This is a genomic window from Pseudoalteromonas distincta, from assembly GCF_000814675.1.
Classification (GTDB): domain Bacteria; phylum Pseudomonadota; class Gammaproteobacteria; order Enterobacterales; family Alteromonadaceae; genus Pseudoalteromonas; species Pseudoalteromonas distincta.
The window spans coordinates 80,243-94,146 of sequence record NZ_JWIG01000007.1 but is presented as its reverse complement, the minus strand read 5'-3'; the positions used below and the strand labels follow the sequence as shown (position 1 = coordinate 94,146).

Genomic DNA, 13,904 nt, shown 5'->3' with positions numbered 1-13,904 from the left:
TTTGTATTTATATAAACAATATAGAGCAAAAATGAGGCCGAAATGTAAGCTGTTGTTTTATATAGGGTGGTGGTTTTTTATGAAAGTTGAAATACTAATAAGTGGTTAAAATAACTAATTATTAATATAAAAGGATGCGTGATGCATCCTTTTATAATTGCTCTGCTTTTATTAGTAAACTAATTAAAAGCTGTAAGTAATATTACCGTATAAGAAACGTCCGTCTAATCCGTAAGGTGCATACGGTGTGTACGGGAATATTTGGCCAAAGTCAGAGTAACCAATGTTATCCACGGTGGCTTGTGGGTATTGATCGAATAAGTTGTTTGCACCAACGGCAAATTTCCAATATTCGTCTGGACGGTATGCCACTTCTAAGTCGGTGATCCATTTAGGGTCTAGGTATTCATCGCGATCAGCTGTAGTTGAAATATCAGCGACTTCACCATAACGTGTGGCACGAAGCGTTGTTTGCCATTCGTTAAAGTTCCACACTGCTGATAGGTTCCATTTGCTATCTGGCGTGCCTTCTTCAAAGCGACCTACTTCACGACGTGCAAATACTACGTAGTCGTCACCTAGTGAGTTTAGTTCGCTTGGGTTGTCGTTTACGTGTGTTACTTCGGTATCGTTAAAGTTAGCTGCTACGTTTAAACGTAAATCACCTAAGTTGTCTAAATCTAGGTTATAAGTGGCAACTATATCTACACCTTGCGTGCGTGAGTCGATAGCGTTGGTAAAGTAACGTACGCTTTCGGTATTTAGCTCACCGGCATTTTGTAGTATTTCTACTACGGCATCGCCCTCTAAGTTTTCAGACAATACAATACGGTCATCAATATCAATACGGTACGCATCAACGGTTAAGCTAAAGCTGCCTTGCGTGTACATAAAGCCCGCAGTAACGTTTACTGACTCTTCTGCATCTAACGGCTGAGCACCGAGTGCTTGCGCTGCGGCTGAATCGGTTGGGAATAAACCAACTTCAAATGGTTGGTTGTTTTCAAGTACAGTAGAGATTTGGCGGTACGAGCTTTGCGCTAAAGATGGCGCGCGGAAACCTGTGCTAATTGCACCGCGCAGCGATAGGTTTTCTGTAATGCTGTAACGCGAAGCAAGTTTAGAGGTAAATGTGTCGCCAAAGTCGCTGTAATCTTCATAACGACCCGCTAAAACGACGTTCCATTTTTCTGTTAAGTAGGTATCAAACTCAACAAATAAAGCGATGTTATGACGGCTTTCGTCAGTCGCACTTTCTGGTCCAAAACCAGCAAGTACTTGCGCGCCACCGGCTGCAATTGGGTTGCCGTCGCTATCAAGTGCGGTGATGTAAGACGCTTCTTCGCCTTCTTCTATTTTGTAACTCTCGTGGCGGTATTCAGTACCTATGGTAAAAAATACGTCATCGGGTAAGCCTAAATCGAGTGTGGTGTTGGCCGTTGCGTTTACTAAAAACTGATCGTAAACCAGTGCACCGTTATCAAATTCAGTTGGGCTGTCGGCACCTAGTGATGTGTTAATACTATTTACAACGCCGAAACCAAAGTCGTTGCGGCCGTAGTTGGTACTTACATCCCATGTCCAGTCGTTAGTTTCGCCTTTTAAGCCCAGTGCAAATGAGTAGTCTTGTACGTCTGTTTCAATTTGCGGCAAAAAGCCATCTGGGTACACTTCTAAAACGTTACGGCTGTCTTTTGCTCGGCGGTAAAAACCACCTGAATTACCTTCACGCTTTGAGTAGCTACCAAATGAATAAAGGTTTAAGCCGTTATCTAAATCGTAACCCATGTTGTAAAACAACGCGTAATCTTCAAGGTCAGCTTTACCAAAACGGTGATTGTAACGATCGATAGTAAATTCGCGTGGGTCTAGGCTGCCATCATCAAGACGGCTGTATTGTTCGCGTGGGTCAAAGCCTGAGCGCTGCGTTGAGTCGTTATCGCGGTATTCAATTGATACGTTTACAAAGCCGTTATCAGATAACGCAAAACCAGAGTTTGCACTAACAGTGCGTGTTGCACCGTCGTTTACTTCTCTGTCGCCACCGGTATTAAACGCTAAGTCGCCGTTAGCATCTGCATAGGTGCTTTCTAGCTGAGGTACGCCAGCCATTTGAGTATCGTATTTACCGTACGTTACGCTAACGCTGCCACCTTCTGAGGCATCTTTAAGTACAATGTTAATTACCCCAGCAATTGCATCAGAACCGTACTGTGCGGCTGCGCCATCACGAAGTACTTCAACACGTTTAATTGCAGAGGTTGGGATCATGTTCAAATCAACAGCGGTAGAGCCTCGACCAACAACACCTGCTAAGTTTAATAGCGCACCGGCATGGCGGCGCTTACCGTTTATAAGTACTAATGTGTGATCGGGTGCTAATCCACGTAAAACAGCTGGTTTTGCATGGTCAGTACCATCACCCATAGTGGCACTTGGGTAGTTAAAGCTAGGTACTTGGTTTGCTAGTATTTGGCTTATTTCTAGCTGACCCGTACTTTGCATATCACTGCTGGTAATAATATCTACAGGTACTGAGCTTTCGGCAATACTGCGTAAGCTACGGCGAGTACCTGTTACTGAAATCACTTCAATGCTTTTTTCGGCTTGAACATCTTGTTCTGCAGCAAATACAGAAGAATAGGGTGCACTAAGTGCAGAAGAAACGGCCAGGCTAAGTGCTACTTTTTTGGCTGATAATGGCTTTAACATGATGTTGATTCCCTTGAGGGCTGCTGACTATTGATTTTAAAAAGGAGCGCATCATATAGAAGCGACTACCCTAGTGCAAAGATGAAAACTATCTAAGATATTCTAAGTTGTTAACATATAAGGTCACTGTTTACGCGTGATATAGGCGTTTGGATCGTTGTAGTTGCAATCTTGTGTCGAATGGTTGCGAATTCAAGGGGATTTTAGATAAAAGTTAGTAAGACGTAAAAAGGCCAAGCAAATGCTTGGCCTTTCAATTTTTTAAATTTAGTAATTTAAATTACTCAGGGGCAACTTCAAGCGTTGTAAATAATGCATAACGTCCTGCATCTACGCCTTCTTCATTTACGGTAACCTTGTTAGAGGTTTCGATTAGGTATAGGCCTGGCTCTTTCCACGTAATTGTAAACATACCGTCTTTATCGGTCGTTACTTTTACTTCGCCACGCTCGTTACGGTAGCGTGTGTCGCCTTTTAAAATACTTACTTCAACGCCTTCACCAGCAGATTTACCATCTTGTAGTAACTGAAAACGTGCTTGTTCACCTACAAATAAATCGTTTGGATGCGTTGGACCGCTAAGCTCTAAGCCTAAACCTAGCTGTGCAGGTTTTGAGGTGCCATTTCGGCTTACAAATGTATCTACTGTTGAAACAACCTTCGTTGTCGTTACATCTTTTGCATTGCTAGGTAACTCGGCTTCTGTTTTTTTACCAAATACACGCTTGCGCTTACCTTCTTCGTTTTTATAGAAGGTCATGTACATTGGCTTTTGGGTCATTGCAATGTGGTAAGTGCCTTGCTCTGTTAAGCTTACCGCAGCTGAGCTTTTACGCTTTAAGTAATAAGCACGAATGGTGTCGCTTACTGGCTCACCATTAGGCGCAAGTGCCATTAATAATGTGTCGTCGTACTCGGCGCCTTTTTCTTTAGGCTTAAAGGCTTTGTCTGGTGCAAACATTTCGTTAGAGATACTAGCGTCAATCATTACGTAATGCGCTTTATCGCCTGATAAAGATGTATGCGAAGGTAGTAACCAACGTCCGTGTGCACTTGCTGAAGTTGACACTAAAGCAGATAAGCTCAATGCGCCGATTAATGCCGTTTTTAATAAATTAATTTTCATTGTATTTCCTTAAATTCAAATGATTAAGTAGCAGCTACTTAGTGCTTACAGTGACGAAGCTTTTAGAAAACTCGTTTTTACCATCAATTGTTAGTTTGCCTGATTTAGTTAAATCGAGCTCAACGCGGGTGTAGTCTCTGCCGCCTTCTTCGCGTACAACTTCAATATTTAGTAAGTATTTACCTGGTTTTACTGGGTTACCGTCTAAATCATTACCTTGCCAATTTATGGTGTAAGTACCCGCGCGCTTGGTTGCGCCGCTAATGCCGTCAAAGTTGGCATCGCTTTTACCAGCTTTACGCCACCATTGACGTAAGTCTTTAAACCATTCTGCTTTTTGCACCCAAAGTGCAAGCGTTGTAACGTGTTTGCGCTCTGGTGTTTCAAGCCAAACTGCAACGTATGGGCGGTGATACGGTTGTACTTCTAAGTCAGGAAGCGTTAATTCAACCTCTAGCTGTGGTGTTTTTGCATGCGCCGTTGTTTGAAAAAACGCAGCTACGAGCAGTAATGCGGCGCTTATAAATAATTTAAATTTAACCATTAAGACACTCCTTTTATTTGTGGAACCCAACATAAATAAATAACCAGTGGAGTTGCCACTCCTAGTACGGTTATCCATATTCCTGCTAAGCGTTTTTTTCTATTTTGAAACAAAATAATCATGCCGGTGATGGCAAATAAAATCATTAGTACGGCAGATATATCAATTACCCAACTCCATACTTCACCGCTGTGGCGGCCTTTATGTAAGTCGCCAATAAGGCTTAAAAAGCCACCTGTTTGGTAATCAAGATTTAGCTCGCCAGTTGTAAAATCAAGCTCTGCGTAGGCAAACCCAGCAGGCAGTGGGTAGTCGAGCATGACAAGCGCGTCTTCTTTTTCCCACTCAATGCTTTTTACTTTTGTAAGTGCATATTGCTCGGCTAGGTAAGCTTCTATTTCAGGGTAAAGCGTTGGCAGCGTATTTAGCTGCTCATTCGCTTTGGTAACTAGCTCTGCTGGAATTATTGCAGTTACTTGACCGTTATTTTTATCGTTTTTAAGCCAATCAATATGGTTGAGCACAATGCCGCTAACGCAAAATAAGATAAGCAAAAAAAACAAAGCTGTAGAAATATAAATATGTAGAGCACGGCTTGTGCTATACAAAGCCCGCTTGTTAATAAACGACATAAAAACAGTAAATAAATTAAATTTACAACATGATAATGATTTGCATTAGCTATTACAAATTTACTTACTTATCTTTACATAAAAACTTTAAAACAAAGGTGGTATGCAGGTAAAAAATGAATATTTAATGCTTAGGAGGGCTGGAAGGTCTTAAAATAAGGTAAATCATTACCAATACTTCTATTACTGCAACGAGATAAATAACCCAAATAGGGGCGGCTGAATACTGTAAAAATATAAATCCAATTAACATGCCAATGGCGGCGTAGCATTTGGCTTTTACAGGCACTACTTTATGAGCTTGCCATTGCTGCAAAGTTGCACCGTAACGAGGGTGGTTTAACAGCCATTGTTCAAGCGCGGGTGATGAGCGAGTAAAGCAAGTGAGCGCTAAAATAAAAAATATAGTGGTAGGCATGACCGGCAGCACAATGCCAATAATGCCCAAGGCTACAAGTATTAAGCCAAGTGCTTTAAACCATAAGTTTTTATAACAAATAAACACTGCTTTTATATTCACTTAGGCTCTTTTTAGTAATGGCTGATACTTTGGATTGTAGGCCAAATAGTTATAAAATCGAAGTGTAAAAACATAAAAAAGGGCAAACTAAGTTTGCCCTTTTAAATTTATAAAATAGGTTTTACTTATTTAGAAGTAGTAACCTACGTTAATGTTAAAGCGACGCTCTGTATCGCCATCACCAATAATTGTTCCGCCAATAAATGGCTGGTTACGTGCTTGAATAAAGTCAAAGTACGTAAATAACGGGCCTGCTGATACGCTCATACCTGTTACGTTCATCCATGTATCTGCACTGTCGTCAGATTTGTCGTAAATGATGCCGTAATCGTTGTAAAACTGTACGCCTGTTATAGGGCCTAAATCAACCGATAGATCGTAAGCTACGTTAAAGTTAGTCATGGTAGCTTCGCTTGATACGGTGTCGTAGTAGTCAAACGCACCTACAACAAAGCGGTTGCTGTTGTCGTCTAGATCGTAGTCGTACTCACCGTGCTGAAATTGAATATTCCAGTTATTAATTTGGCTGTTTACGTGGAACGCCCATGCGCCGTAGTTACCTGCACGGTCGTTACCATCATGTAAGCCACCGCTTAATAGTGATACACCCACATCGGTTTTAGCGTTTTCGCCATGCTCAATTTGGTACACCGTACGAGCTGCAAATGTGTTGTATTCACCAAGGCGAGAGCCAGGTGCATCGTATGTGCCTTCGGTTGTTGCACGGCTACCAACTATATCAAAAGAGTAACGCTCGTTAACTTCAGAGCTGCCATCAACGCCGCCTACTTCATCATTTTTGAAAAAGCCTAGGTCTAGTTTCCAGTTATCTTTTAGTTTACGGTTTACTGTTACACCCAAATCAAAGTCGTCTTCTAGGCCAACATAGTAGTTAGTGCTAAAAAAATAGCTGTGTGAGTTGTATGGGCCATTACCAAAAGGGACAGGTGCAATACCTGCTTGTGCTTCCCAGCCATCAGTAAATTCGTAACCTAAGTATGCATACTTAACAATGGTCATGTAATCGTAAAAGCGAAAATCACCATTAACAGAAATATCGTTTATTTCGCCAGATAAGTTAATGCGAAATACTTCGAAGTCTAAGTCGCCGCTACGATCTTGAGTGTCTTCATCGTATGAATTAGTGCTGTAATTAAAACGCACTGCGCCACCAATTTTAACACCTTCGTCTTTTTTCTCAGATTCAGCGGCAGCAACAACAACTTCTTTGTTATCAGCTTTTTTACTAATTTTTGCAACTTCTTGCTTGTGTTGCTCATTAATTTTTTGCTGTTTTGTTTTTTCATCAGCTAACTTATTTTCAAGCAGTTGCATTTGTTGCTTTAACTGCTTAAGTTGGCTTTGTAACGTGTCTAGATCATCAGACGCATAAGAAGTACTTGTAACACCACCTAGAACTAGTGCTAGTGTTAATTTTGAGAGTTTAGTCATAATTGCCGCTCAGATTTTGATTAAAAAATAAAAAATTCAAGACGTAAAAAAACGCCTTACGTTTAGGGTAAGTACAAAAACTATGTATTTTTTTTATTATTTATTCTTTAGGAGCTTGAGTAAGCGCACCAACTTCTAGAAGGGGCGATGCATCTAATTTATCTGCATCCATCATTGCGGCTACACGCTGCATTGATGAGAGTAAAAGGCTCTGTTCCCATTCAGCAAGTGCAGAAAACTTTTCAATAAAGTGTTCTTGCAATGGCTGAGGTGCTTTATCAAGTAACTCTTTTCCTTTATCGGTGAGGTATAAGCTCACTCTGCGTTTATCCATTTGACTGCGTACGCGTGTTACTAAGTTTCTGCTTTCTATTCTGTCGAGAATATTGGTGACCGTTGCTGGGCTTAAATTTACATTTTGAGCAATACGGCTCGCCGTTATTCCATCGGTTTTTTGCACTTCTTGCATTATAAGCAATTGTGGGCCAGTTAAACCCGAAGTTTTATTTAGCTGCTTAGAATGTAAGTCAATCGCGCGGATAACTTTACGTAAAGAAACCAATAACTCGTCATATTTTTGCATTTGCTTATCTCGTCGATGGGGCGGTAGTTTGCCGTAATCGCGAAATGTTACACATCAAATAAATTGAATTCAAATAATATATTGTACTTTAGCCCGCTTTTATTGGTTTTTAATAGTTAGAGCAGTAACTAATGTAAAATTATATTGTTTAAATATTGGTAAATTTTCTTAGCACCTTGTGTGCATTAAGTTGCGCACAGTACGTATGTTGTGAATAATTGGCAAGTCTTATTGTATAGACTTTAGTATTATTCATTTACAGCTGTTAGTACAAAGTAATTGTTTGTGAGTTTACTGTATATGTATTAATCGGCAATGAACAAATTCAGCAATCAATATTTAATATCAATAGCGTATACTTTAAGCATGCATTATTGTTTCTGCACAAATATTAAAAATCTTTAGTATCAGTATTATAGGGGAAGGTATGAAATTATCGCCATCAGTTAGCATTGAGCAAAGCGAAACCGGTCTTGAGTTTATTAAAATAGCTAGTGAAAAGTGCGACGCAAAAATATTTTTGCAAGGTGGGCAAATTACCGAGTTTATCCCTAAAAATAACAAGCCACTTATATGGGTATCACAAGACGAAACTTATCAAGAAGGGGCAAGTATTCGAGGTGGTATTCCTATTTGTTGGCCGTGGTTTGGCACACACGCTAATGATGGGTGGCCTGCCCATGGTTTTGCGCGCACAAGTGTGTGGCAAGCTGATGAAGTACACGAATCTGATGAGCAAATTACAGTTAGTTTAAAGCTCCCCATGAAACTTGTTAATACAACGTATTGGCCGCATCAGTGCGCATTAAAAGTTGAGTTTATATTAAGCGATAAATTACAGGTTCGCTTAACGACCACTAACTTAGGAAGTGTGCCATTTAGCTTTACTCAAGCATTGCATACCTATTTTCCAACCTCAGATATTACAAATACCCATGTAGATGGTTTGCAAGGCGCGCAATATATTGAGTTTAGTGAAGGGCCATTTGTACAAAATGATGTTGTAAGCTTTAATCGCGAAACCGACATGGTTTATACACAAGCAAATGCAGTACAAGCCATTAATACGCCAGAAGGTGTTATTAATGTGAGCCGCGAAAACTCAAGTTCGTGTGTGCTGTGGAACCCATGGATAGAAAAATCAAAACGCTTATCTAACTTTGCTGACGATGAATATAAAACAATGCTGTGTCTAGAGGCTGCTAATGTTCTGACAGATAAAGTAACGCTTGAGCCAAAACAAAGCCACACCTTAATAACCACCATTAGTTGGTAAGCTAGCCATAATTAAAAGCAGGAATAGGGACAAATAGTGTTTAACAATCAACAAATAATGGATTTACCAAAGCATAGTGATATTAGCTTTAAGCCATTGGCTGATAAAGCCTTATTACATACACAGCTTAGCTCGCTTCTGTTTTATATACCGCTAATTGGAGCACTTATTGCTGTTTGTTATTTTAATGAAGCCTTTGCTAATAACGCACAAACATATTTGCTAATTGGTATGCCAATTTTGGTGGCCGTATCTATGGCGTACAACATAATAAGTGTGAGGTTGCGAGGTTTTGCAGTGCGAAATCATGACATTGCTTTTAAAAAAGGCGTTATTTGGCAACAAGTAACGGTATTACCTTTAGCGCGTGTACAGCATATGGAAATACACCAAGGGCCAATAGAGCGAAAACTTAGCCTTGCGAGCATTAAATTATTTAGCGCTGGCGGTGTAAGTGCCGATTTACAAATTAGCGGGCTAACCCATGATGATTGTAAAAACATGCGCCAATTTGTACAAAACTACCGCCAAGACGACGCAACTACTCAGGCAGCTTTAGTAGATGAGTAATACAACTATCGAAGATAAAGCCAGCCCTATTTACTGGCAGAAAGTATCGCCCTGGGCACTTTTATACTTTGTTGTGCACTTTAGTGTGCGCTTTGTAAAAGATGGCCTTTTAAACTTACTGCCCATGCTAGTCGTATTTGTTACTCAAGTAGAAAATAAGTTGTTTTGGGCGCAGGTTGCAGGCGGTATTGCACTAATTTTGCTACTTGTTTACTCATTTTTATATTATTTAAATTTTAAGTTTAGTATTAGTAGCGACAACGAAATATTGCTTAACAAAGGTGTATTTAAAAAAGAGCGACTTACGCTTAAATTTGGCCGTGTGCAAAACGTTAATATTGCCGAGCCGTTTTATTTTACCCCCGTAAACTTAGTTAATTGTATTTTTGATGCCGCTGGCAGTGTGTCGCAAGAAGTTGTTTTACCAGGTGTCACTAAAGATTATGCACAGCAAATGCGTAAACAAATATTTGATTTTAAAGCGCAGCAACAGCAAGAAGCACCAAATACTGAACAAAGCGAAACAGACACTATCGAAAACAGCCTAAGCATTAGCAATAAAGAAATAGCCAAATTTGGTTTGATGTCGAATATGGCTATTTTAGCAATCGCTGCTTTTGCTCCTTTTATAAACTTGATTATCGATTTTTTAGAGAAGCAAATTATTGCGAAAGTAGAAGGCTTTTACCAACAAGAGCTTGGTATGCTGGCAAGTGCTGCTGCTTTTGCGATGATCACCTTAATTGTTTTGCTAGTTGTGGTGGCTGTAATGCTATCGGTGACTATGTCGCTTATTCGTTTTTATAACTTTGAGCTTTATTTTAAAGGTCAAAAGTTTAAACGTATTGCTGGCTTGTTAGAGCGCCATCAGCTTTCTATGAGCATGGATAAAGTGCAATCTATTGTTATTAAACAAAACCTAATGGGGCGATTACTAAAGCGATTTACCGTTGAGTGTTTACAAGCAAGTAGCGGCGGAATAGCAGCCGGTGTGGCGGCTAAAAAAAATAAACAAACGTTAGTATTACCTGTATTAAATAGCGAACAAGTTGATAGTGTATGCCAATGGATTTACCCGTGGTTTAATAGTAAAAAACTCGCTTTTAAGCGCGCAGAGCGAGCGCTTTTGTATAAAAATTTAGGCTTTTATTCATTGCTACCGAGTGCACTCGTGTTTGGCTTTTGTTTTATTGCTGATATTAATACTTTGATAAGCCTTGGTGTTTTGGTGGTGTTTTCTGGCTTAGTTACTTTGTCGTATCAGCGTCATGGTTATTACATGCATGAGGATAATGGCCGATTTTACATGGTTGTACGCAAAGGTATGATTGGCGTTCATTACCGTGTTTTTGAGCTTTATAAAGCGCAAAGTGCGCGCAGTATAAGTACGTACTTAATGAGAAAATCTGGCTTAAAAAGCCTGTATATACAACTTGCTTCAGGCTTTGCATTTATGCCCTACATAAAGCAGCAAGATGCTGACTTTATTATTGATTTTACAATTAAGCAGATTGAGTCAGATACTCGCAGCTGGATGTAAATTACCCTAATAAAGCATGTGTAAATACCCATTTTCACATGTTTTATTACACTTTCTTACTGCCCATGAAAGACATTTAATAATACCCTAGATGGTATTAAGGAATTATTTTAGGGACGCTCATGAAAAGAACACTTATCGCATCAGCTTTATTACTAGCAGCACCGAGCTTTGCAGCCGATTGGCAAACTATTCATACCGAACATTTCAACATTCACTACAGTGTTGAGCATGCTGATTTTGCTAAATCAACTGCAGCAGAGCTTGAAATAGTACGCAACAAAGTGCTTGAGCAGCAAAACCGAGCACTTGATAAAACAGTTGATGTAGTGGTGTTTGATCCCCTAAATGCGGCAAATGGCTTTGCGCTACCTACCTCAAATAATCCTGTAATGGCACTTTTTACAACCCCACCACAATCCGACACCGTTATATCAAACAGCGCTGGCTGGCAGCAGTTACTTGTACTGCATGAATATATTCACTTAGTGCACTTAGCACAGCCTACACGCAATGACTGGCAGCAAAAAGTACGTGGCATATGGGATTTATACGACTTAACTTACAGTGATACACCGCGCTGGGTAGCCGAAGGTTATGCCACATTGATTGAGTCTAAAATGACGGGCCGTGGGCGTTTATTTGATAACTACTCAGAGTCAATACTGCGAGAATTTGCTCAGCAAGGTGCTTTGCCAACCTATGGGCAATTAAATGGCGAGCAGGGCTTTATGGGCGGCTCAATGGCGTATTTAATGGGTAGTCGCTTTTTAAATTGGTTAGAGCAAAATTATTCAGAACAAACACTCGATAGTGTTTGGACGCGAATGCAAGGCGTAAAAACGCGTGATTTTGATGAGGCATTTAGCGGTGTGTTTGGGCAAAGTGCAGCCAAGCTATATCGCCGATTTATAGCTGAATATACCTATAAAGCAATGCAAATAGAGCAAGGGGAGGTGTTACTTAATAGTGAACTCTGGCTTGAGCTTAACTTATATGCAAGTAACCCAGCACTTTCAAAAGATGGTAGTAAGATTGCGATTGTTGAGCGAGATAAAGAGAGTAATACCAAGCTTATAATTTATAGCACGGATGACAACATAAAGGCGCAAGAAGAGTTTACTAAAGCGCAAAAAGAGCTACTCGAAAACGATGCACAGGACATCCCCGATACAGCGCCAAGTGTGTTTAAGCGCGAACAAAAACAAGTGCTTAATCAAATTAACCGAGCCGGTATTGCAAACCCGCAATGGGTAAATAGCACAACGTTATACTTTAATGCGTACAGCAATGAAGAGTCGGGTATTTATAACAAAGTGTCTGATATATTTAGCTATAACACTGACACTGGAAATATTACACAGCTTACCGAACTTGCTGGTATACGACGATTTAGCGTAACCAGTAACGGTGAAACCTTGTATGGCGAGCAAATAAGAGATGGCTACTCTGAATTAGTGAAGGTTGATCTCAATACGCAAACCATCACACCATTATTTACAAAAAGCCTTGAGACAACTTACGATTACCCAATACTCAGTCCTGATGAAACTAAATTAGCTTATTTATCAACGTCATTAAATGAAAACTGGCAATTGTATATACAAGATGTAGGTGGTAATAAGCAGCAATTAGTACCTATGCCAAACGGGTATCAATATTTAAGTCAGCCTAGCTTTAGCCATAATGGCGAGTCACTTTACTTAGTTGCAGGTTTAAATAGCGCTACTGATATTTATAACTACAACATAGAGAGTAAAACACTCAGCAAGTTAACTCAGGGGCAAGAGGCAGTTGCCCACCCGATTGAAATGGCTGATGGCTCGTTACTCTATTTTTCGATAACCGCAGATGGGCCAAATGTAAAAACACTGCCAAAAGCTATAAACAGCAGTGTAGTTACTGAACTTTCAGCTAATAAAAAAGCACCGCTGCTCATTGTAAACGAACATACGCTTCCAAAAGCTAAAATATATACGCACCAAACAACGCAGCAAACAAATTACAACGTGCTCGAACAGCACGCTACTTTTGCACTAGGAACGCAGTATTATTCGGCTTCTACCAGTTTGTTAGATTTAAGCATTAAAAGTAGCGACTTACTAAAACAGCTCGACTTGCAAGCGGGATATAGCACTGATTTACACGATGGAGCACTGCACGGTGGTTATGTGCAGGCAAAATATAATGCGCTTGATGTAAAACTGAAACTTGCACTATTTGACTATAATTTAAATACATCGCGGCAGTATCAACAAAGCCTAAATGCAGATATGGATGCCCGTGGTGGTTTTGCTGCAATAAGTTACCCCGTTAAATTTGGGCAGTTAAGTTTAACGCCAGAGCTTGCCTACAATTACACTGATTATAAACAAAGCCATAAAAATTGGACGCGTTTAGGCGTTGCCCAAAATTGGCAATATGATCGTCAAGACTTTGTAATAGGCCAAAGCCTTTATGCGAGTTGGTACGATGGCAGTAGTAAAAATAATAGTTGGCAAGGTTACGATTTAGCCGCCAAAATTTTTGGTAAAGCGTTTGGTATTCCTCTTTATGCAAATTTTTCTCTAAAGCAACGTGATGACAGCAGCCTTGCATTAGGTGGCTTTAGCTCAAATCTTATTAATCAGCAGCAAAATAGTGAATATGTACTTTCATCTGAGCTGCCTTTTTATAGCGCAACTGCAAAGCGCTATCAAGGTTACGGTGGCGGCTTTAGCTTTAAAGAAGGCATGCCGTGGCTTTATTATAAGCAACATCAACTCGACGGCACCGTATATGCACAAAGTTACGGGATAAAACACCAAGGTGATTTTAGTTTTGGAATGGGGCCTGCTGGTATAAATGACTTAACATTTAATATGGGACTGTCGCGAGTAGAAGGCGATAGTTTTGAAGATGAAATGCGAGCGTGGCTAAGCTTTTATTACTCCCTTTAGCGTTTAAAGT

At 40.1% G+C, this 13,904-nt stretch carries 11 protein-coding genes; 4 read left to right on the top strand and 7 right to left on the bottom strand.

Annotation, left to right across the window (positions count from 1 at the left end; genetic code table 11):
- Window positions 1-183: 183 nt before the first annotated feature.
- The 7 genes from QT16_RS05705 to QT16_RS05675 form a co-directional block, all read right to left on the bottom strand.
- Window positions 184-2,712 (bottom strand): TonB-dependent receptor plug domain-containing protein, encoded by a 2,529-nt coding sequence (locus QT16_RS05705; protein ID WP_039486964.1) that lies wholly within the window; start codon window positions 2,710-2,712, stop codon window positions 184-186.
- A 280-nt stretch (window positions 2,713-2,992) separates the two neighbouring features.
- A complete protein-coding gene (locus QT16_RS05700) occupies window positions 2,993-3,838 on the bottom strand; it encodes a DUF4198 domain-containing protein (RefSeq protein WP_002960196.1) in 846 nt (281 codons plus the stop codon).
- Window positions 3,839-3,872: 34 nt separating this feature from the next.
- Window positions 3,873-4,382 carry a DUF2271 domain-containing protein gene (locus QT16_RS05695; protein ID WP_024596098.1) on the bottom strand — a complete coding sequence of 170 codons (510 nt, stop codon included), beginning with the start codon at window positions 4,380-4,382 and terminating at the stop codon, window positions 3,873-3,875.
- Window positions 4,382-5,014 (bottom strand): PepSY-associated TM helix domain-containing protein, encoded by a 633-nt coding sequence (locus QT16_RS05690; RefSeq protein ID WP_039486959.1) that lies wholly within the window; start codon window positions 5,012-5,014, stop codon window positions 4,382-4,384. Before QT16_RS05690 ends, QT16_RS05695 begins: the two co-directional genes overlap by 1 nt.
- Window positions 5,015-5,138: 124 nt before the next feature.
- Entirely contained in the window at window positions 5,139-5,534 is a 396-nt protein-coding gene (locus tag QT16_RS05685; RefSeq protein ID WP_039486957.1) for a YbaN family protein, read from the bottom strand.
- A gap of 129 nt (window positions 5,535-5,663) precedes the next feature.
- Window positions 5,664-6,986: a porin family protein gene (locus QT16_RS05680; RefSeq protein ID WP_002960190.1), complete on the bottom strand. Its 1,323-nt coding sequence runs from the start codon at window positions 6,984-6,986 to the stop codon at window positions 5,664-5,666.
- 100 nt (window positions 6,987-7,086) lie between these two features.
- Window positions 7,087-7,569, bottom strand: a complete 483-nt coding sequence (locus tag QT16_RS05675) for a MarR family winged helix-turn-helix transcriptional regulator (RefSeq protein WP_002960189.1) — start codon at window positions 7,567-7,569, stop codon at window positions 7,087-7,089.
- 427 nt (window positions 7,570-7,996) lie between these two features.
- Between QT16_RS05675 and QT16_RS05670 the strand changes: the two genes are divergently transcribed.
- The 4 genes from QT16_RS05670 (at window position 7,997) to QT16_RS05655 (ending at window position 13,894) form a co-directional block, all read left to right on the top strand.
- On the top strand, window positions 7,997-8,845 hold the full coding sequence (locus QT16_RS05670) for a D-hexose-6-phosphate mutarotase (RefSeq protein WP_039486955.1): 849 nt from the start codon (window positions 7,997-7,999) through the stop codon (window positions 8,843-8,845).
- Between the two features lie 36 nt (window positions 8,846-8,881).
- Window positions 8,882-9,415 carry a PH domain-containing protein gene (locus QT16_RS05665; protein WP_039486952.1) on the top strand — a complete coding sequence of 178 codons (534 nt, stop codon included), beginning with the start codon at window positions 8,882-8,884 and terminating at the stop codon, window positions 9,413-9,415.
- Complete coding sequence (locus tag QT16_RS05660; protein ID WP_039486950.1) at window positions 9,408-10,955, top strand: PH domain-containing protein; 1,548 nt, start codon at window positions 9,408-9,410, stop codon at window positions 10,953-10,955. The genes QT16_RS05665 and QT16_RS05660 overlap by 8 nt, the downstream gene beginning before the upstream one ends.
- A gap of 122 nt (window positions 10,956-11,077) precedes the next feature.
- Complete coding sequence (locus QT16_RS05655; RefSeq protein WP_039486947.1) at window positions 11,078-13,894, top strand: TolB family protein; 2,817 nt, start codon at window positions 11,078-11,080, stop codon at window positions 13,892-13,894.
- Window positions 13,895-13,904: the final 10 nt, after the last annotated feature.